This window comes from Pseudoxanthomonas sp. G3, from assembly GCF_057654715.1.
In genome coordinates this window covers 3158243-3175982 of record NZ_CM172805.1, presented here as the reverse complement: position 1 = coordinate 3175982, position 17740 = coordinate 3158243, and the positions used below count along the sequence as shown (strand labels likewise).

The 17740-nt window shown below is 68.3% G+C and carries 23 protein-coding genes; 7 read left to right on the top strand and 16 right to left on the bottom strand.

The window, feature by feature from the left end; all coding sequences use genetic code 11:
* Positions 1–16: 16 nt before the first annotated feature.
* The 5 genes from lptB to AC23D6_RS15235 are packed head-to-tail and all read right to left on the bottom strand — an operon-like array spanning position 17 to position 3392.
* Positions 17–736: an LPS export ABC transporter ATP-binding protein gene (gene lptB / locus AC23D6_RS15255; protein WP_487750067.1), complete on the bottom strand. Its 720-nt coding sequence runs from the start codon at positions 734–736 to the stop codon at positions 17–19.
* Positions 736–1245 carry a lipopolysaccharide transport periplasmic protein LptA gene (lptA, locus tag AC23D6_RS15250; protein ID WP_487750066.1) on the bottom strand — a complete coding sequence of 170 codons (510 nt, stop codon included), beginning with the start codon at positions 1243–1245 and terminating at the stop codon, positions 736–738. The genes lptB and lptA overlap by 1 nt, the downstream gene beginning before the upstream one ends.
* Entirely contained in the window at positions 1223–1786 is a 564-nt protein-coding gene (gene lptC, locus AC23D6_RS15245; protein WP_487750065.1) for an LPS export ABC transporter periplasmic protein LptC, read from the bottom strand. Before lptC ends, lptA begins: the two co-directional genes overlap by 23 nt.
* On the bottom strand, positions 1783–2328 hold the full coding sequence (locus AC23D6_RS15240) for a KdsC family phosphatase (protein WP_487750064.1): 546 nt from the start codon (positions 2326–2328) through the stop codon (positions 1783–1785). Before AC23D6_RS15240 ends, lptC begins: the two co-directional genes overlap by 4 nt.
* A gap of 59 nt (positions 2329–2387) precedes the next feature.
* A complete protein-coding gene (locus AC23D6_RS15235) occupies positions 2388–3392 on the bottom strand; it encodes a KpsF/GutQ family sugar-phosphate isomerase (protein WP_487750063.1) in 1005 nt (334 codons plus the stop codon).
* A 53-nt stretch (positions 3393–3445) separates the two neighbouring features.
* Between AC23D6_RS15235 and AC23D6_RS15230 the strand changes: the two genes are divergently transcribed.
* From AC23D6_RS15230 to AC23D6_RS15220, 3 genes are read left to right on the top strand one after another with little or no spacing between them, the layout of a single operon-like run.
* The gene (locus tag AC23D6_RS15230; RefSeq protein WP_487750062.1) at positions 3446–3685 is read left to right on the top strand and encodes a BolA family protein; all 240 of its coding nucleotides are present in this window, start codon (positions 3446–3448) and stop codon (positions 3683–3685) included.
* Between the two features lie 48 nt (positions 3686–3733).
* Positions 3734–5005 (top strand): UDP-N-acetylglucosamine 1-carboxyvinyltransferase, encoded by a 1272-nt coding sequence (murA, locus tag AC23D6_RS15225; RefSeq protein ID WP_487750061.1) that lies wholly within the window; start codon positions 3734–3736, stop codon positions 5003–5005.
* Positions 5002–5340 (top strand): EF-hand domain-containing protein, encoded by a 339-nt coding sequence (locus AC23D6_RS15220; RefSeq protein ID WP_487750060.1) that lies wholly within the window; start codon positions 5002–5004, stop codon positions 5338–5340. The genes murA and AC23D6_RS15220 overlap by 4 nt, the downstream gene beginning before the upstream one ends.
* 45 nt (positions 5341–5385) lie before the next feature.
* Here the strand turns inward: AC23D6_RS15220 and AC23D6_RS15215 are convergent, their stop codons facing one another.
* Genes AC23D6_RS15215 through purM form a run of 5 tightly spaced genes read right to left on the bottom strand, consistent with a single transcriptional unit; the run spans position 5386 to position 9245 of the window.
* Entirely contained in the window at positions 5386–6075 is a 690-nt protein-coding gene (locus AC23D6_RS15215) for a DUF3108 domain-containing protein (protein WP_487750059.1), read from the bottom strand.
* Between the two features lie 2 nt (positions 6076–6077).
* Complete coding sequence (locus AC23D6_RS15210; RefSeq protein WP_487750058.1) at positions 6078–6770, bottom strand: DUF3108 domain-containing protein; 693 nt, start codon at positions 6768–6770, stop codon at positions 6078–6080.
* A gap of 41 nt (positions 6771–6811) precedes the next feature.
* On the bottom strand, positions 6812–7465 hold the full coding sequence (gene purN / locus AC23D6_RS15205) for a phosphoribosylglycinamide formyltransferase (RefSeq protein WP_487750057.1): 654 nt from the start codon (positions 7463–7465) through the stop codon (positions 6812–6814).
* Entirely contained in the window at positions 7462–8082 is a 621-nt protein-coding gene (locus AC23D6_RS15200; RefSeq protein ID WP_487750056.1) for a DUF2238 domain-containing protein, read from the bottom strand. Before AC23D6_RS15200 ends, purN begins: the two co-directional genes overlap by 4 nt.
* An 8-nt stretch (positions 8083–8090) precedes the next feature.
* Positions 8091–9245: a phosphoribosylformylglycinamidine cyclo-ligase gene (purM, locus tag AC23D6_RS15195; RefSeq protein WP_487750055.1), complete on the bottom strand. Its 1155-nt coding sequence runs from the start codon at positions 9243–9245 to the stop codon at positions 8091–8093.
* A gap of 32 nt (positions 9246–9277) precedes the next feature.
* Between purM and AC23D6_RS15190 the strand changes: the two genes are divergently transcribed.
* Genes AC23D6_RS15190 through hda form a run of 3 tightly spaced genes read left to right on the top strand, consistent with a single transcriptional unit; the run spans position 9278 to position 12269 of the window.
* Complete coding sequence (locus AC23D6_RS15190) at positions 9278–10360, top strand: DUF2066 domain-containing protein (RefSeq protein ID WP_487750054.1); 1083 nt, start codon at positions 9278–9280, stop codon at positions 10358–10360.
* Between the two features lie 14 nt (positions 10361–10374).
* A complete protein-coding gene (locus AC23D6_RS15185; protein ID WP_487750053.1) occupies positions 10375–11538 on the top strand; it encodes an AI-2E family transporter in 1164 nt (387 codons plus the stop codon).
* A complete protein-coding gene (hda, locus tag AC23D6_RS15180; protein ID WP_487750052.1) occupies positions 11535–12269 on the top strand; it encodes a DnaA regulatory inactivator Hda in 735 nt (244 codons plus the stop codon). The genes AC23D6_RS15185 and hda overlap by 4 nt, the downstream gene beginning before the upstream one ends.
* Before the next feature lies 1 nt (position 12270).
* Here hda and AC23D6_RS15175 read toward each other — a convergent pair whose 3' ends face one another.
* The 5 genes from AC23D6_RS15175 to AC23D6_RS15155 are packed head-to-tail and all read right to left on the bottom strand — an operon-like array spanning position 12271 to position 15853.
* The gene (locus AC23D6_RS15175; RefSeq protein WP_487750051.1) at positions 12271–13131 is read right to left on the bottom strand and encodes a PDZ domain-containing protein; all 861 of its coding nucleotides are present in this window, start codon (positions 13129–13131) and stop codon (positions 12271–12273) included.
* Positions 13132–13155: 24 nt separating this feature from the next.
* Positions 13156–13545, bottom strand: a complete 390-nt coding sequence (locus AC23D6_RS15170; RefSeq protein WP_487750050.1) for a hypothetical protein — start codon at positions 13543–13545, stop codon at positions 13156–13158.
* The gene (locus tag AC23D6_RS15165) at positions 13542–14087 is read right to left on the bottom strand and encodes an RNA polymerase sigma factor (protein WP_487750049.1); all 546 of its coding nucleotides are present in this window, start codon (positions 14085–14087) and stop codon (positions 13542–13544) included. Before AC23D6_RS15165 ends, AC23D6_RS15170 begins: the two co-directional genes overlap by 4 nt.
* Before the next feature lie 48 nt (positions 14088–14135).
* Positions 14136–14840 (bottom strand): N-acetylmuramate alpha-1-phosphate uridylyltransferase MurU, encoded by a 705-nt coding sequence (gene murU / locus AC23D6_RS15160; RefSeq protein WP_487750048.1) that lies wholly within the window; start codon positions 14838–14840, stop codon positions 14136–14138.
* Positions 14837–15853: an aminoglycoside phosphotransferase family protein gene (locus AC23D6_RS15155; RefSeq protein WP_487750047.1), complete on the bottom strand. Its 1017-nt coding sequence runs from the start codon at positions 15851–15853 to the stop codon at positions 14837–14839. The genes murU and AC23D6_RS15155 overlap by 4 nt, the downstream gene beginning before the upstream one ends.
* Positions 15854–15925: 72 nt before the next feature.
* On the opposite strand from AC23D6_RS15155, the gene AC23D6_RS15150 reads away from it, so the two are divergent.
* Complete coding sequence (locus AC23D6_RS15150; protein WP_487750046.1) at positions 15926–17332, top strand: mannose-1-phosphate guanylyltransferase/mannose-6-phosphate isomerase; 1407 nt, start codon at positions 15926–15928, stop codon at positions 17330–17332.
* Between the two features lie 69 nt (positions 17333–17401).
* On the opposite strand, the gene AC23D6_RS15145 is transcribed toward AC23D6_RS15150, so the two are convergent.
* Positions 17402–17668, bottom strand: a complete 267-nt coding sequence (locus AC23D6_RS15145) for a GlsB/YeaQ/YmgE family stress response membrane protein (RefSeq protein WP_487750045.1) — start codon at positions 17666–17668, stop codon at positions 17402–17404.
* Between the last annotated feature and the right edge of the window lie 72 nt (positions 17669–17740).

Below are 17740 nucleotides of genomic sequence, written 5' to 3'. Positions count from 1 at the left end.
CGGCCGCCGACGGGGATCACAGGCGGAAGGTTTCGCCCAGATACACCCGGCGCACGTCCGGATTGGCCAGCAATGCGTCCGGGGCCCCCTGCGCCAGAACGCTACCGGCATTGAGGATATACGCCCGGTCGCAGATTCCCAAGGTTTCGCGCACGTTGTGGTCGGTGATGAGGACGCCGATGCCGCGATCCTTGAGGTGTTTCACGATGCGCTGGATCTCGCCGACCGAGATCGGGTCCACGCCGGCGAAGGGTTCGTCCAGCAGCATCAGGCGCGGACGGGCCGCCAGCGCACGGGCGATTTCGACGCGCCGGCGCTCGCCGCCGGAGAGGCTGGCGCCCAGCTGGTCGGACACGTGGGTGATCTGCAGTTCGTCAAGCAGCGAGGTCAGTTCGCGCTCGATGCCGGCCGCGTCCAGGTCCTCGCGCAGTTCCAGCACCAGGCGGATGTTGTCGGCCACCGACAGCTTGCGGAATACCGACGGTTCCTGCGGCAGGTAGCCCACGCCGAGTTTGGCGCGGCGATACATCGGCTCGGCGGTGATGTCCTTGCCGTCGAGTTCGATGGTGCCGGCATCGGCGGCGACCAGGCCCACGATCATGTAGAAGCACGTCGTCTTGCCGGCGCCGTTCGGGCCGAGCACGCCGACCACTTCGCCGGGCTGCAGGGTCAGGCCGAAGTCGGCCACGACCTCGCGTTGCTTGTAGCGCTTGCGCAGTCCCTTCGCGATCAGCATCAGTTCTTGCCCTGAGCCGGCGTGGCGGACTTCGGAGGAATCACGGTGCGGATGCGCGAACCGTCGCCACCGGCCTGCACGTTGCCGGTCTTGGTGTTGTAGACCATGCGTTGCCCGCTGTTGGAACCGCGGTCCGACTTCACGGTGTAGTTGCCGATGAAGGTGATGGTCTCGGTCTTCATGTCGTATTCGACACGGTCGGCTTGTGCATCCATCCAGCTGCCGTTGTCCATCTGCTGCTTCATCTTGACCTGCTTGCCGGTGAATACCGAGCGGGAGATCTCGCCGCCGGTCATGTAGATCTCGGCGGCGCTCGAGCGGATTTCAAGCGAACCCTGGGTCACCACCACGCCACCTGACAGCACGGTCTTGCCGTCGCCTTCGAGGTTGCCGGACTGGCCGCCGGCATCGATTTCCATGGCCTGGTTGCGGTCCGTGGACTTGGCCGCCGCGCCTGCGGCAGGCAGCAGGAGCAGCAGTGCGGCGCTAGCGAGCAGAACGCGGTTCATAGATGGATTTCACCTGGGATTTGAATTCGTAGGCCTTGGTCTTGAGATTGGTCTCGAAACCACGCCCGGTCAGTCTAGAGCCGGGCTGGGTGACCGTCACCACATCATCGGTCTGGGCCAGGTCCCGGTTGGGGAAGACGTTCAGGGACGCCGTACGGAAATCGGCCTTGCGCGCGCTGCCCGCCGGCGAGGTGCCGTGCACGTCGCCGCGCAAGCGCAGCTCCTCGCCCTTGGCGCTCAACCAGCCAGTCTTCGAACGAAGCTCCCACGAACGGCCTTCTTCCTCGGGGAGCAGGAACAGCGGCGTGGTGATCGTGTAGGTCTCGTCGCGCGGGTCGCGGGTCATCAGCGGCGCACGGACGGCCACCGCTTCCTTGCCCTCGCCGTTGAGCGCGATCATCTCGAAGTCGCGCATCACATAATCGGAACGGTCGGCCAGCACGCGGCTCGGCGGCGGGATGTCGCGGTTCTTCCACGCCGACCAGCCGCTGACGACGGCGGCCAGCAGCAGGACCAGACCCAGGATGGCGCGCCAGCTCATGCCATGCCCCCTTCGAAGACCGGTGCGTGGCCCTGCGCGCCCAGCAGCAGGTCGCAGGCCTCGCGGGCGGCGCCCAGGCCGGCGGGGCGCCGCGTCCGCCAGTGCGCGCGGCGGGCGGTCCAGGGATGCGCATCCGCCGGCGCGATGGCCAGGCCCACGGCATCGAAGGGCGGCACGTCCGGCAGGTCGTCGCCCATGAAGGCCACCTCGTCCAGCCCGATGGCCAGCGTCGCGCACAGCTCGCGCACCTTCGCCAGCTTGTCCTGGGTGCCGGTGAAGACCTGCACGCCCAGCTCGCGCCCGCGAGCCACGGCGACGGTGCCGCCACGCGCGGTGATGAAGGCGACCTCGATGCCGGCCCGCTTCAGCAGGACCAGGCCTTGGCCATCCTGCACGTGGAATGCCTTCTGCTCGCGACCTTCGCTGTCCAGGAAGATGCGGCCATCGGTCAGCGTCCCGTCCACGTCGAAGCACGCCAGCCGGATGCGCGTGGCGCGGGCCAGCACATCGTCGGTCAGGTCGTGGAGATGGCGCAGGGGCATGGGCACAGGATGGGGTGGGGAGGACGGCGCGGCAAGCCGGCCACCGGAACGGATAGGGGTTACACCACGCGGGCGCGCAACAAGTCGTGAATGTTGAGCGCGCCGACGGGCCGTTGTTCATCGTCCACGACCAGCAGGCCGCTGATCTTGTGGGTTTCCATCAGGCGGGCGGCCTCTGCCGCCAGCTGGTCGGCGCCGATGGTCTTGGGCTGGCGCGTCATCACATCGGCGATGCGCGCATGGCGCAGGTCCAGGTCCGGGTTGTCGAGCGTACGGCGCAGGTCGCCGTCGGTGAACAGCCCCGCCAGGCGGCCATCCGCATCGACCACGGCGGTCATGCCCAGGCGCTTGCGGCTCATTTCGACCAGCGCTTCGCTGAGGGTCGCGCCCACGTCCACGCGCGGCACGTCGTCGCCGGCGTGCATCACGTCGGTGATGTGCAGCAGCAGGCGGCGGCCGAGGCTGCCGGCCGGATGCGAGCGGGCGAAGTCGTCGGCGGTGAAGCCGCGGGCATCGAGCAGCGCCACGGCCAGCGCATCGCCCATCGCCAGCGAGGCAGTGGTGCTGCTGGTGGGGGCGAGGTCGAGCGGGCAGGCTTCGGCCGGGACACTGACGTCCAGGTGCAGGTCGCTTTCCCGCGCCAGCGTCGACTGCGGCCGGCCGGTCATGGCGATGACGGTATTGCCCTGGCGCTTCAGCACCGGCAGCAGCATCAGCACTTCATCGGACTCGCCGGAATACGACAGGGCCAGCACCACGTCTGCGTCGGTGATCATGCCCAGGTCGCCATGCCCGGCTTCGCCCGGATGCACGTAGAACGCGGGCGTCCCGGTGGACGCTAGCGTCGCAGCGATCTTGCGCGCCACATGGCCGGACTTGCCCATGCCGGTGCACACCACGCGGCCCTGGCCGGCCAGGATCGCCTGGCAGGCGGCCGAGAACGTACCGTCGATGCGGGCCGCCAGCGCGCCCAGTGCGCGCGCCTCGATCTCGATGACCCGACGTCCGCTGGCCGCCAGGCTGGCGGGCGAGTCGGAGCGGGGCAGGGGGTTCGGCTGGGACATACGGACGGGGCACCGACGGTTAGAATGGCCGGGTATTTTATTAGGAAAGCCCGGTGGACGCCGAAACCATCCGTAAACTCATCGAATCCGGCCTGCCGGGCGCCCACGCTGAGGTCCAAGGCGACGATGGCGTCCATTTCGAGGCCACCGTGGTGGCCGAGGCGTTCCGCGGCAAGCTGCCGTTGGCCCGCCACCGCATGGTCTACGCCACGCTGGGCGACCTGATGGGCGGCGCGATCCATGCGCTGCAACTCAAGACCGTCACCCCTGACGAAGCCGGCAACGCGCGCTGACGCGTCCCGGACTCCGTCCTACATCCGCATTCCTCATCCCGGATTCCCATGCAGAAGATCATCGTCACCGGTGGCAACACGCTCAACGGCGAAGTCACCATCTCCGGCGCCAAGAACGCCGTGCTCCCCATCCTGTGCGCGACCCTGCTGGCCGATGCGCCGGTGGAGATCACCAACGTGCCGCACCTGCACGACGTGGTGACCACCGTGAAGCTGCTGGGCGAGCTGGGCGCGGGCATCACGATCGACGAGGGCACGCTGGCAAAGGGCCGCGGCATCACCGTCGACCCGACCACCGTCAGCCGTTTCGTCGCGCCGTACGAGCTGGTCAAGACTATGCGCGCTTCGATCCTCGTGCTGGGCCCGCTGGTGGCACGCCACGGAGCGGCGGTGGTGTCGTTGCCGGGCGGTTGCGCGATCGGATCGCGTCCGGTCGATCAGCACATCAAGGGCCTGCAGGCGCTGGGTGCTGAAATCACCGTCGAGAACGGCTACATCAAGGCGCGCGCCGCACGCCTGAAGGGTGCACGCTTCGTGTTCGACATGGTCACCGTGACCGGCACCGAGAACGTCATGGCCGCCGCCACGCTGGCCGAAGGCACCACGGTGCTGGAAAACGCCGCGATGGAGCCGGAAGTGACCGACCTGGCCGAATGCCTCAATGCGCTCGGCGCGAAGATCGAGGGTGCGGGCACGTCGCGTATCGTCATCCATGGCGTCGAGCGCCTGGGTGGCGGACGCCATTCCGTGGTGCCGGACCGCATCGAAACCGGCACCTTCCTGGTGGCGGGCGCGATGACTGGCGGCAAGGTGACCGCGCGCAACGCGCGGCCCGATACGCTGGAAGCGGTGCTCGACAAGCTGACCGAAGCCGGCGCGAAGATCGAAACCACCACCGACAGCATCACCCTCGACATGCAGGGCAAGCGTCCGAAGGCGATCAGCCTGACGACCGCGCCTTACCCGGCGTTCCCCACCGACATGCAGGCGCAGTTCATGGCGCTCAACTGCGTGGCGGACGGCGTGGGCGTGATCAACGAGACGATCTTCGAAAACCGTTTCATGCACGTCAACGAGTTGCTGCGCCTGGGCGCCGACATCCGCGTCGAGGGCCACACGGCCATCGTGCGCGGTGTGGAGCGGCTGGGCGGCGCGCCGGTGATGGCCACGGACCTGCGCGCATCGGCCTCGCTTATCCTCGCGGGCCTGGTGGCGGAGGGCGAAACCACCATCGACCGCATCTACCACCTCGACCGTGGTTACGAGAACATCGAAGAGAAGCTCGGAGGATTGGGCGCGAAGATCAGGCGCGTGTCGTGAGCCGGCACGACCCGAAACTGTCGGGGATCCGCCCGCGGTTCCCGTTGCGGCGCAAGATCCTGCTCGGCATCGTCGTCGCGCTGCTGGCGCTGGTGGCCTGGCTGCACTACACCGGCTCGGCCGCCACCCATGGCATCACCACCCAGGACATGGACTGGAACGGCGATGGCACGGTGACGCAGGGTGAAATCGCGCAGGCGATCTTTTCGGTGGTCGTCGAGCAGAAGCAGGACGGTAACCGGCAGTGCAATACCTTCGCCTGGCGCAGCGGGGCCGGCACGATCCGGATGGATTGCAAGACGGTGTTCCAGGCCGAGGCAGAGGCCAAGGAATGAAAAAGCCCGGCATCGCCGGGCTTTTTCTTTGCGGCAACGTGATGCTCAGCGCCAGGATTTCAGCGTGAGGTCGATGGTGTCCTGGCCGTTCTCGCGCTGCAGGATACGCGCGGGCACGGGCGCGTCGGCCACCACCCACACGATGGTCTGCTTGTCGCCGTCGGTGCGCACGACCTTGGTGGCGTCCTGCGCCTTGCCGCCCACGGTGATGCGCTCCTTGCCGGCGACCTGATAGGTCATCGGCTTAGCGCGGCCGTTCTCGACCATGCGGTAGGTCAGCGGCTTGCCGGCGGCCACATCGCGCACGATGGCCAGGTTGACCAGCAGCGCGTCCATGTCGCCCGCCTGCAGTTTCACCGGGCCGGCACGATCGGGCTTGATATCGCCCGTCCAGGTCGCCTGCGCCTTGGACCAATCGTAGGTGGTGTTGACGTTCTTCTTCTTGATCAGCAGGCGCGAGCTGTCGCTGCTGTTCAACGGGCGCATGCGGCCGTCCTGCTCGTCGAACACGGTCTTCTGGCTGAGATCGACCGCCTGGTTGCGCACGGTCAGCGTGTACTGCCAGCGGTTGCCCGGCTGCGGCGCGACGACCATCTGGCCTTCGCCCACCATGCCGAGGGCGCTGGCGTTGTACTGCGCGGTGAAGGCTTCGACAGCGAGCGCGGGCGCGGTGGCCGCGCCGAACAGGGCGACCGCCAGCAGCATGCGCGGGGGGTGGAAGGCGTTTTTCGTCATGCTCAGGGCACTCCTTGGTATTCGACCAGGCGCAGATCGATGCCGTCCTGACCGTCTTCCCGCTGCAGGATGCGCACGGGGGTAGGGACGCCATCGGCGACCCAGAAAATCGTTTCGTCGTTGCCGCCGTTGGTGCGGCTCACGCGCAGGGCACTGTAGCTCAGATCATCCACCTGGACCGTCTCCGGTTCGGCGGATACGGCGTAGGCATATTCGCGGATGCGACCGTTGTCGACCACGCGGTAGCTGAGCTGGCGACCCGGCGCGGCGTCGCGGATGACGGCGAGGTTCATCAACAGCGCGCTCAGATCGCCGGCCTGCAACGGGAGAGGAGCCTTGCGGTTCTTCTTGATGTCGCCCTGCCACTGCGCGGTGCGGTTACTCCAGTCGTAGGTGCCGACCATCTTCTTGCCCATCAGCAGCGCATGCCGGACGGTGGCCTGGCTGCGCGGGCGGAACAGGTCGCCTTCCACGTCGAAGACGGTGCTCTGTTCGATGTTCAATCCCGCGAGGCGGGCAAAGCCGCGCGTGCCCTTCACGTTGAGGTCAATCTGCCACTGCGCTCCGCCACGCGGCGCCACCTTCATGCTGGCGCTGCCGGCCAGCTTGCCCTCGTTGAAGGCCTGGTAGCTGGCCACGAACGGCTCCAGCGCCAGGGCGGGCGCTGCCAGTCCGGCCAGGAGCAGGCCAAGCATCGGGAGGCGTAGGTTGAAGGACATCCGGGGGAGGCGAAGCGTCAGGGAACCAAACGGTCGGCTGAATCTAGAGACAGGGGATTTAATAGCGCCTGACCATGACGGTACGCCGTGTCCCCCTGTTCAGCTAGCTCGCCCGCCACGGCCAGGCGCAGGGCGGCGACCAGCAGGGCGTGTTCGCGCGGCAGCAAGCGCGCGGCAAGGGTTTCGGGCGTGTCGTCCGCCGTGATGGGGATGCGGACCTGACCGATGACTGCGCCGGCATCGAGTTCAGGGACGACGAAATGGACGCTGGCGCCGTGTTCGGTGTCGCCGGCTTCCAGCGCGCGGGCGTGGGTGTCCAGACCGCGGTACTTGGGCAGCAGCGAGGGGTGGATGTTCAGCAGCCGGCCGCGGAAACGGGCGATGAAGGCTTCGCCCAGGATGCGCATGTAGCCGGCGCAGACGACCCAGTCGGGCCGACCGGCGGCGACCGCATCGGCGAGTGCCGCCTCGTAGTCCGCGCGGTTGGGGAAACGGGCCGGTTTCGCGCTCCAGCGTGCTGCGGGCGGCACGAGGCGCAGCGCCGGCGCAGTCGGACGGTCGGAAAACACGCCTACGACCTCTGCCTCCAATGTGCCCGCTTCGATGGCCCGTAGGATCGCCTGCAGGTTGCTGCCCCGGCCGGAGGCCAGCACGGCGATGCGTGCTGTCACGGCGCCACCTGCGTGCGTTCGAGGCGCGCGAGCGGCCACGTCGCGAGCGCGCCGAGGGTGGCAAGCAGCATGTCGGCATGGGCGTCCCACACGTCGCCCTGCTGGCCGTTGTAGGACTCGGCGGCGTCCGGCGACATCGTCAGCGCGATGCCCCATTCCAGCCACTCGTAGACCAGGCTACTGCACATGATCAGCATCATCGCGATGGCGAACGCATGACCCATCGCCAGTCCTGGCCAGCGCTGGCGCAGCCAGTGCCACACGGCCGGTGCGAAACACACGCCGTACATCAGGTGGATGAAGCGGTCGAAGTGGTTGCGGTGCCAACCGAACGCCTCCGCAGGCGACCACCCGATCGCGGCCTGCAGCCAGGCGTCGTAAGGCACGTAGGAATACAGCCAGCGTGCGCCGACGCAGTGCGCCACGATGAACGCGCAGATCAGCACGAAGTGCAGCGGCCGCAAGGGCCAGCGCCGGTCGTGCCACCACAGCCAGGCCAGGCCCACGACGGTCAGGCTGCTGTGCATCGCCTGCTCGAGGGGCCAGCGCGGCGCGATCCAACTGGCCGCGAACACGGCCAGCGCCAGCCCGAAGGCGATCTCCTTGACGCGCGGCATCGCGCGGCTCAGCCGATGCGGACGCGCTCGCCGCCCGTGGCCGGCACCACCTGGCCGATCTGCCAGTGGGCCAGCTGCAGACGCGCCAAGTCCGCCTGCACGGCGGGCAGCTGGTCCGGCGCGACCACCAGCACGAAGCCGATGCCGCAGTTGAAGGTGCGCCACATTTCGCTGTCCTCGACCGCACCTTCGCGCTGCAGCCAGTCGAACACCGGCGGCAGCGTCCACGCGCTCGCGTCGATCTCCAGGCCCAGGCCGTCGGGGACGACGCGGATGATGTTCTCGGTCAGGCCGCCGCCGGTGATGTGCGCCATGCCGTGCAGGTCGTGGGCCTGCAACAGCTCCAGCACCGGCTTCACGTACAGCGTGGTCGGCGCCATCAGCGCATCGGCCAGCTTCACGCCGCCGACGTCGATATCGGCCGGGCGGCCGGCACGATCGTAGATGCGGCGGACGAGCGAATAGCCGTTGGAATGCGGGCCGCTGGACGCGATGCCGACGAGCACGTCGCCGGCGCGGACCTTGCCGCCGTCCAGCAGGCGCGACTTCTCCACCGCCGCCACGCAGAAGCCGGCGAGGTCGTATTCGCCGGGGCCGTACATGTCGGGCATTTCGGCGGTTTCACCACCGATCAGCGCGCAACCGGAGAGCTCGCAGCCACGGGCGATGCCGCCGACCACCGCCACCGTGGTGTCAAGGTCGAGCTTGCCGGTGGCGAAGTAGTCGAGGAAGAACAGCGGCTCGGCGCCCTGCACCAGCACGTCGTTGACGCACATGGCGACCAGGTCGATGCCGATCGTGTCGTGGCGGCCCAGCTGCTGGGCCAGCTTCAGCTTGGTGCCCACGCCGTCGGTCCCCGAGACCAGCACCGGCTCGCGGTACTTGCCGGACAGGTCGAACAGCGCGCCGAAACCTCCCAAGCCGCCCATCACCTCGGGGCGGAAGCTGCGCTTGACCAGCGGCTTGATGCGCTCGACCAGCGCGTTGCCGGCGTCGATGTCGACACCCGCGTCGCGATAGGTCATCGGGGTGGGAGCAGGCGTCGTCGGCTGGGTCACGGGCGTTCTTCGGCGGGGCAAGAGGCGTGATTTTAAAGGAATCGCCGGTGGAATCGGCTGGCCTGAACGGCCGGCGTTGGCGAGGGCAGGCCATTCGGGCAACAATTCGAGGGGTCAGAAGAGCTCAAGGACGCTCGATGCGCCGGATTCCTGGTTTCGCCCTCGCCGCCGCCCTGTTGTGGGCGGCATTGACCACGACGCCCGCCGTGCAGGCCCAGTCCGGCCTGCGCACGGAAGGTGACGCGGTGTCGGCGCGCGGCCTCTACCAAGCGGAAGTTCCGGTGAATGGGCAGGGCGAGGCCGAGCGCCAGGGCGGCTTCGCGCGCGCGCTGGGCAGCGTGCTCGGCAAGCTGTCGGGCGATCGCGGCGTGATGTCGCGCCCGGGCGTGGGCGCTGAGCTGCGCAACGCCAAGGATTACGTCGACGGCTACGACTACCGCCAGGACCAGGGCACGTCGCCAACCGGCGCACCCACCTTCCGCACTACGCTGGTGGTGCGTTTCGACGAAGACCAGGTCAACGGCCTGGCCGGGGCGCTTGGCCTGCCGATCTGGCCGCAGCCGCGTCCCAAGCCGGTGGTCTGGCTGGCGATCAACGACGGCAGCGGTCCGCGCCTGGTGGGCCTGCCGCAGTCCAATGCCGCGCGTCCGCTGCTCAATCGCGCCAACGAGCGCGGCTACAGCCTCGGCCTGCCGGCTGGCGGCGCGGCCGAGCAGGCATTGGTCGGCGCCATCTGGCGGCAGGACACCGCTGCCGTCGCCCGCGCGTCGTCGCGCTACAGCCCGCCGATGCAACTGGTCGGCAAGCTCTACCGCGACAAGGGCGGCTGGACGGCCGACTGGGTCTTTGTCGACGCTGGCAAGGTGCTGGCGAAGTGGTCGGTGAGCGACGCCGATGCGCGCCGTGCGATGGCCTCCGGCGCCGACGGTACCGCTGACGCGCTGGTGAAGCGCTACGGCAAGCGTGGCACCGCCGGTCCGGCGGGCACCTACCGCGTGCTGTTCACCGGTGTCCGCAGCACGGACGACTACCTGCGCCTGACCGGTCACCTGCAGAAGATGGCGGTGGTCCGCCGGATCACCCCCGTGCGCGCCAGCGGCGACGTGCTGGAGCTGGACCTGGAACTGGTCTCGGGCCTGGCCGGCTTCCGCCGCACCATGGGCGACGAGGCTCCCTTCACCGGTGGCGAAGGCGAGCCGCCGGCCTACCAGATGCGCTGACACAAGGACGCTGCATGGATCTTTCCTCCACGCCGGTAGGTACTCTGGCCCGCCGTTGGCAATGGCTGTTCATCGCGCTGATCGTGGGCTGGCTGATCTGGCTGCTGGCGCCGGTGCTGACGCCGTTCGTGTGTGCGGCCCTGCTGGGCTGGCTGGGCGACCCGTGGGTGGACCGCCTGCAGCGCACCGGCCGCTCGCGGACGACGGCCGTGGTGCTGGTCTTCACGCTGATGCTGCTGTTGCTGGTCCTCGCGCTGGTGATCCTGGTGCCGATGATCGAACGCCAGGTCGTCACGGTGATCGAATCGCTGCCGGCGTACCGCGACTGGTTCGTGCAGACCGCGCTGCCATGGGTCGAGCGCCGCACGGGACTCGAACTGGTCGCCTGGCTGGACCCGGACCGGCTGACCGAATGGGTGCGCGGGCACTGGCAACAAGCCGGTGGCGTCGCCGCGACGCTGTTCGGCTACTTCTCGCGGTCGGGTTTCGCCGTCATGGCGTGGATCGCCAACCTGGTGCTGCTGCCAATCCTGACGTTCTACTTCCTGCGCGACTGGGACCTGCTGGTGGAGCGCATCGCCGCGCTGGTGCCGCGCGATCACATCGCCACGGTCACCCGGCTGGCGCTGCAATCGAATGAAGTCCTGGGCGCCTTCCTGCGCGGACAGTTCCTGGTGATGCTGGCGCTGGGTGCGATCTATGCGATCGGCCTGTCGGTGGTGGGCCTGAAGGTCGGCCTGCTGGTCGGCATCATCGCCGGCCTGATCAGCTTCGTGCCCTACCTGGGCACCGCGACCGGCATCGTGCTGGGCGTGATCGCCGCGCTGGTGCAATCCGGCGGCGACTGGTCGCTGGTGGCGATGGTGCTGGGCGTGTTCGTGGTCGGCCAGATGCTGGAAGGCTACGTGCTCACGCCGCGCATCGTCGGCGACCGCATCGGTCTGCATCCGGTGGCGGTGATCTTCGCCATCATGGCCGGCGGCCAGTTGTTCGGGTTCCTCGGCATGCTGCTGGCCTTGCCCGTCGCCGCGATCGCCAACGTGCTCCTGCGATTCGCGCATGAGCGCTATACGCAGAGTCGCCTCTATGCGGGTGATCGGCCTGCGATCCTGCTGGACTCCTATATCGACAAGGGCAGCTTGGAACAGGCATCCGAGCGGGGCAACGAAGAGCCGTGAGCCACACCCCGGGCGGTACGCACGTGGGGCCGCAGCTGCCCCTGGCGCTGCGTTATCCCGCCGACCAGCGCTTCGAAACCTTCGTGCGGCCGCCGGCGGGCGCGTTGCCCAGTCTGCAGGCGCTGGCGAACGCCTCCGGTGCGCCGTGGACCTACGTGGCGGGCGCGTCGCGCACCGGCAAGACCCATCTGGCGCTGGCGCTGTGCGCGGCGACGGAACAACAGGGCCGGCGTGCCGCCTATCTGCCGATGGCGGCGGCCGCAGGACGAGCGCGCGAGGCGCTGGAGGCGCTGGACGGTTACGACGTGATCGCGCTCGACGGGCTCGAGGCCATCGCCGGCGTGCGCGATGACGAAGTCGCCCTGTTCGAGTTCCACAACCGGGCGCGCGCGGGCGGACTCAACGTGCTGTACACCGCCCGCGGTATCCCCGACACGCTCGGTCTGGTCTTGCCCGACTTGCGATCGCGGCTACAACAGTGCCTGCGCGTGATGCTCGATCCGCTGGACGATGAAGGGCGGCGCGATGTCCTGCGCGAACGCGCGCATCGGCGGGGCCTGGTGCTGGACGATCCCGCACTGGACTGGCTGCTGACCCACACCCAGCGCGACCTGGGCGCGTTGGTCGGATTGCTCGACATCCTCGATCGCGCATCGCTGGCGGCGCAGCGCCGCATCACCGTGCCGTTCCTGCGGCAGACGCTGGGCAGCGGGAAGCCACCCGCGGCTTGAGTCAGGGGCAGCGCTCGGGGACTTCCTCCCACACCACGGGTTCCCAGTAGGCGTTGTCGCGCAGGCTCTGCGTATCGAGCTTGTCGCGCAGCAGGCGCGCACCGATGCGGTAGCTCGTGTTCGGCTTGATGTCGACCACCAGCGGCTTGTAAGCCTTTGCCATCGCGAAGCGCTTCATCTTGTCTATCTGCACCAACTGCGCAGAACTCAGGCGATTCGTGTCGATCAGCTCGCGCACGACCAGTACGTGCCGACCGACCGCCAGCCGATGCCGATTGACGGGTTCAAGCGGGGTGCTTCGCCCATCCAGCGTGGTGATGTCGGCGCGATAGACGTCGCGGCTCTTGGGCACGGCGCCCGCACGCGCGCTCACGAATCCGCACGCGCCCTTGGCGTCGGCGCCGATCTCGATGCGGTAGGCCGGCACGGCGACCACGTCGGCCGCGCCACTGAGCTTCAGGGGCGTGCTGCCCCGCAGGACGTCCGCAACGACGCGTCCCGCCCCACGTTGCATCCCCTGTTCCAGCAACGGCGCGGGCGGCGACGCACCATCCAGCCGCACGCCATTCAAGGCAATCAGCCTGTCGCCGACTTTCAGCCCGAGACGCGCTGCGGGTCCGTCAGGCGTCAGCGCGAGCACGGGAAGTCCCGATCGCTGCGCAGAGCGCACATCAATGACTGCGCCCAGTTCATAGCGGACTTGGGCGGGCTTTTGGATTACCTGCGGGCTGCCGGTGTCCTCGAGGTCGCCGCGCTCCGACATCTGCAGCAGGGCGGCGTCCAGTTCGCGGGTCGACTGCGCGGCGGCACTGGATGCCATGCCGGCCGTGAAGGCCGCAGCGAGCAGCGTGCGCGTGAGCATACGGAAGCTATTCATGGCGGTGCCTCAGATTTCGAAAGGTTGGGGAACGACGCTGGCACTGCCGCTGCGCGCGATCGCCTGGCGTCGCTGCCACAGCTGTTGCAACTCCTGCTCGCTGGCGCCGCGCTCATAAGCGTGCTGCAGTTCGCGATCGACGACGCGCAGCGGCTCCTCGTGAAGCGGGGCGCGCGGGGCGGCGGCGAACGTGTCCGGCGACGCGGCAGGAGGCACGACGAGGCGCGTGTAGACGAGAGGCAGCGCGACCAAGGCCAGCACCGCCATGCTCCCGGCGATGATGCGCCTGCGTCGCTCACGCTGGCGCACGCGCGCCAGATGCAGGCGTGGCCACAACGCGGGCGGCAGGGGCGGTTCCGGAAGGGCGGCCAAGCGTGCCTGGACGGATTCAGGGGTCATGAAGCATCTCCACGGGGTTCGAGGCCTTCGCGCAATCGGGCGAGCGAGCGCGACAACAGCGACTTGGACCAGCTGGCCGTGCGGCCGAAGCGACGCGCGAGGTCCTCGTGCGACCAGCCTTCCATTTCGTGCAGCCATACGACAGTACGGGCGAGCGGCGGCAACCGTCGCAACAAGGCCTCCGCATCGGCGGCATCGGCGGGCGACATGCGGGCTTCATCGACGAGGGCGTCGAGTTCCGCGTCGGTGCCGGTGCGCGGGAGCCGGCGCAGGCGATCGATCGCCAGGTTGGCCGCCACGCGCTTCAGCCAGGGCCGCAACGGCGTGTCTTCGCGCAGGCCGGACAGGAAGCCGAACATGCGCAGGAAGGTCTCCTGCACGATGTCCTCCGCTTCCTCCGCGTTGTTCGTCAGCCGGAAAGCCAGTGCGTGCACGGCGCTCGCGTGGGCTTGGTACAGCGCTTCGAACGCCGCCTGGTCGCCACGGCGGGCGCGGCGCAGCAGCTGCGCTTCCGGGGCGTGGTCGGGGACGCGGGCATCCATACGAACCACAGTACGTGCGAAGGACGTATTCCGTCGCGACGGCGGCTGCTAGGGTGCGAGGTCGCGGTTCAGGTCTGCCAGGCGCTCTGGCGTGCCGACATCGGTCCAGCGTCCCTGCAGGCGTTCGCCGGTGATGGCGCCTGCTGCCATGCCGGCATGCAGCAGGGGCAGCAGCGGAAATCGGGGCTTGCCCGCGACCGTGTCGCGGACCTGGCCGGCCGCGTGCCGCTGCCACTCATCGAGCAGGGCCGGTCGGTAGATGCCCAGGCCGGCGTACGTCAGGCGGTGCTCGCCTTCACGGTGCACCGTGCCCATCGCATCCAGCGCGAAGTCGCCGCGTGGCGCGAAGACGGGTGGGTCGACCATCGCCAGGTGCGCCAGCCCGGCCGGTTCGCGCGGCAGACGAGCGAAATCGAAATCGGTCCAGATGTCGCCGTTGACCAGCAGGAACGGCGCATCCCCCAACAGCGGGAGCGCATTGAGCATGCCGCCGCCGGTTTCCAGGGGCGTGTCCCCTTCGTAGAGGTAGTGGATCCGCAAGCCCCAACGCGTGCCGTCGCCGAGCACTTCGGGGAAACGGTCGGCCAGCCAACTGGTGTTGACCACCACGTCCTGCACGCCGAGTGCCGCCAACTTCTCCAGATGCCACACGATGAGCGGCTTGCCGCCGGCTTCGATCAGCGGCTTGGGCGTGCAGTCGGTCAGCGGCCGCATGCGCTCGCCAAGGCCGGCGGCGAAGACGAGCGCCTTCATGCGATCTCACCGCGGGCGTGCAGAACAGGCTTGATCCGCGCATCGAGCAGGCCGCGCAGGCCGGCCAGTTCGGGATAGCGCGGCAGCACCTCGTCGAGGTAGCGGATGAAGCGCGGCACGTCAGGCAGGTAACGGGTCTTGCCATCGCGGTAATGCAGGCGGGAGAAGATGCCGAGGATCTTCAGGTGCCGCTGGATGCCCATCCAGTCCGCGTCCCGCAAAAACACCTTCAATTCCGGAACCGGCAGCCCGGCGCGTGTGGCACGGGCGTGGTAGCGGGCGAGCCAGCCGTCGACGCGTTCCAGAGGCCAGCTCAGGAACGCGTCCTTGAACAAGCTCATTGCGTCGTACGCGATCGGACCGCGCACGCAGTCCTGGAAATCCAAGACCGCCGGCCCCGGTGTCACTGGCATCAGGTTGCGGGGCATGAAATCGCGGTGCGTCAGCACGCGGGCTTGCCGCAATGCGTTGTCCATCAGGCGGCGTTGCGCCAGTTCCAATCCATCGGCTTCGCCGCAATCCAACGTCAATCCCAGGTGCCGGCGCAGGAACCATTCGTCGAACAGGCCCGCGTCGCGCTGCAGCAGGGCTTCGCCGAACTCGCCCATGCCCTCGGGCGGCGCGATCGCCTGCAGGCGCAGCAACTGCTCGAGGGCGGCATCGAACCAGGTGTCGGCGTTGTCGTCGCTGATGACGTGCGCCAGCGTGGGGCCGCCCAGGTCTTCCAGCAGCAGGAAGCCGTTCTCGATATCGATGGCGAGCACCTCGGGCACGCGCACGCCGCCGCCCAGGAGCAGCCCGCGCATGGCCAGCCAGGGACGCACGTCCTCCAGGCCGGGCGGCGAGTCCATCACGATGCGTCCGGGGCCATCGCCCAGGCTGCGCCAATAGCTGCGGAAGCCGGCGTCCATCGACGCACGTTCGAGCTGCGCGTAGGGGTCGCCGAGCGCGCCGCGCGCCCAGTCCAGGCGCTGGGCGCCGCGCCCGGAAGGGTCCTGAATCGTTGGGTTCATGCAGTTGCGGCCGGGCACAGGCAGTAAAGGGCTACAGGGTAAACTGGCGCCCTACCGACTTGCGAGGCTTGCATGGCCCAACTCCAACCAGTGCTGCTTTCCGGCGGCTCCGGCACGCGCCTGTGGCCGCTCTCGCGTGAAGCCTATCCGAAGCAGTTCCTGCCGCTGGCCGGCGACGACACCATGGTGCAGGCCACCTGGCGTCGCGTCGAAGCGTTGGCCGACCTCGCGCCGATCGTGGTCGCGAACGAGGAACATCGCTTCCTCGTTGCTGAACAACTCCGCCAGGTAAGCTCACCGGTGCCGGCGATCCTGCTGGAACCGGTCGGCCGTAACACCGCACCGGCGATCGCCGCCGCCGCACTGCAGGCGATGGCGGACGGTACTGATCCGCTGCTGCTGGTGCTGCCGTCGGACCATGTCGTCCGCGACGTGGCCGGCTTCCAGCGCGCCGTGCGCGATGCTTCGGCAGCGGCCGAGGCGGGCGCGCTGATTACCTTCGGCATCGTGCCCGATGCGCCGGAAACGGGCTTCGGCTACATCCAGGCCGAAGCCGGCGACGGCCTGCGCAAGGTCTCGCGCTTCGTCGAGAAGCCGGATGCCGCCACCGCCCAGTCCTACCTCGATGCAGGCGGCTATTACTGGAACAGCGGCATGTTCCTGTTTCGCGCAAGCCGCTTCCTGGAGGAACTGGCCCGCTTCCGCCCCGACATCGTCGATGCGGTGCGTGCGGCGCACGCAGCCGCGCGACATGACGGCGATTTTGTGCGCCTGGACAAGGACGCGTTTGCGGCGTGCCCATCGGATTCCATCGACTACGCCGTGATGGAGAAGACCGCGGATGCCATGGTGCTGCCGGTGGATATCGGCTGGAACGATGTGGGCAGCTGGTCCGCCCTGTGGGACGTGGCGGAGCGCGACGCCGACGGCAATGCGCACCATGGCGACGTGATCGCGGTCGACAGCCGCAACAGCTATGCCTACGCGCAGCGACTGGTGGCGTTGGTAGGCGTGGATGACATCGTGGTGGTGGAGACGGACGACGCGGTGCTGGTCGCGCGCAAGGACCGCGTGCAGGACGTCAAGTTGGTCGTGGCCCGGCTGAAGGAAGAACAACGCAGCCAGGCCGTCCTGCACCGCGAAGTGCACCGCCCCTGGGGCAGCTACGACTCCGTGGACAATGGCGGGCGCCATCAGGTGAAGCGGATCAAGGTCAAGCCCGGCGCCGCGCTGAGCCTGCAGATGCACCATCACCGAGCCGAGCACTGGATCGTCGTCAGCGGCACCGCCAAGGTCACCCGCGGCGACGAGACGCTGCTGTTGTCGGAGAACGAAAGCACGTACATCCCGCTTGGCGTCAAGCACCGCCTGGAGAATCCGGGCAAGGTGCCGCTGGAACTGATCGAAGTGCAGTCCGGCAGCTATCTGGGCGAGGACGACATCGTGCGGTTCGAGGACGTATACGGCCGCAGCCAGTGATCGATCCGCCGACTGAGTCCAACGCAAGAGAAAGGCCCCGCAAATGCGGGGCCTTTTTTGTTCTGTAGATCACTTCTTCTTGCGAACGAAGCCGTAGATAACCAACAGCACGATTGCACCGATTACCGACGCGATGAAGCCGGTCGGTTCGCCCGGGCTGTACCAGCCCAGCGCGCCGCCGATGAAGCGGGCCAAGAGCGCGCCCAGGATGCCGAGCACGATGGTCATGAAGAAGCCGAGCTTGTCGTCGCCGGGCTTCAATGCGCGTGCGAGCAGGCCAGCGAGGAAGCCGATGAGCAGGGTCCAGAGAATACCGCCACCAAAAATCTGTTCCATCGAATCGCTCCGGTTGGGAAGGTGTGGGGCGAGACGAGCCTAGCAGGCCGCCGGGCGCAAGGGCCATCCCTG

Bases quoted from the DNA above. Each gene is read 5' to 3' on its own strand.
- AC23D6_RS15190 (WP_487750054.1), top strand. From the start codon at position 9,278: ATGCGCCGGATTCCTGGTTTCGCCCTCGCCGCCGCCCTGTTGTGGGCG.
- AC23D6_RS15240 (WP_487750064.1), bottom strand. From the start codon at position 2,328: ATGCCCCTGCGCCATCTCCACGACCTGACCGACGATGTGCTGGCCCGC.
- AC23D6_RS15235 (WP_487750063.1), bottom strand. From the start codon at position 3,392: ATGTCCCAGCCGAACCCCCTGCCCCGCTCCGACTCGCCCGCCAGCCTG.
- AC23D6_RS15175 (WP_487750051.1), bottom strand. From the start codon at position 13,131: ATGCTCACGCGCACGCTGCTCGCTGCGGCCTTCACGGCCGGCATGGCA.
- lptC (WP_487750065.1), bottom strand. From the start codon at position 1,786: ATGAGCTGGCGCGCCATCCTGGGTCTGGTCCTGCTGCTGGCCGCCGTC.
- AC23D6_RS15155 (WP_487750047.1), bottom strand. From the start codon at position 15,853: ATGAACCCAACGATTCAGGACCCTTCCGGGCGCGGCGCCCAGCGCCTG.
- lptA (WP_487750066.1), bottom strand. From the start codon at position 1,245: ATGAACCGCGTTCTGCTCGCTAGCGCCGCACTGCTGCTCCTGCTGCCT.
- AC23D6_RS15210 (WP_487750058.1), bottom strand. From the start codon at position 6,770: ATGCTTGGCCTGCTCCTGGCCGGACTGGCAGCGCCCGCCCTGGCGCTG.
- AC23D6_RS15185 (WP_487750053.1), top strand. From the start codon at position 10,375: ATGGATCTTTCCTCCACGCCGGTAGGTACTCTGGCCCGCCGTTGGCAA.
- AC23D6_RS15165 (WP_487750049.1), bottom strand. From the start codon at position 14,087: ATGGATGCCCGCGTCCCCGACCACGCCCCGGAAGCGCAGCTGCTGCGC.
- AC23D6_RS15145 (WP_487750045.1), bottom strand. From the start codon at position 17,668: ATGGAACAGATTTTTGGTGGCGGTATTCTCTGGACCCTGCTCATCGGC.
- murA (WP_487750061.1), top strand. From the start codon at position 3,734: ATGCAGAAGATCATCGTCACCGGTGGCAACACGCTCAACGGCGAAGTC.
- AC23D6_RS15150 (WP_487750046.1), top strand. From the start codon at position 15,926: ATGGCCCAACTCCAACCAGTGCTGCTTTCCGGCGGCTCCGGCACGCGC.
- AC23D6_RS15200 (WP_487750056.1), bottom strand. From the start codon at position 8,082: ATGCCGCGCGTCAAGGAGATCGCCTTCGGGCTGGCGCTGGCCGTGTTC.
- AC23D6_RS15215 (WP_487750059.1), bottom strand. From the start codon at position 6,075: ATGACGAAAAACGCCTTCCACCCCCCGCGCATGCTGCTGGCGGTCGCC.
- lptB (WP_487750067.1), bottom strand. From the start codon at position 736: ATGCTGATCGCGAAGGGACTGCGCAAGCGCTACAAGCAACGCGAGGTC.
- AC23D6_RS15170 (WP_487750050.1), bottom strand. From the start codon at position 13,545: ATGACCCCTGAATCCGTCCAGGCACGCTTGGCCGCCCTTCCGGAACCG.
- murU (WP_487750048.1), bottom strand. From the start codon at position 14,840: ATGAAGGCGCTCGTCTTCGCCGCCGGCCTTGGCGAGCGCATGCGGCCG.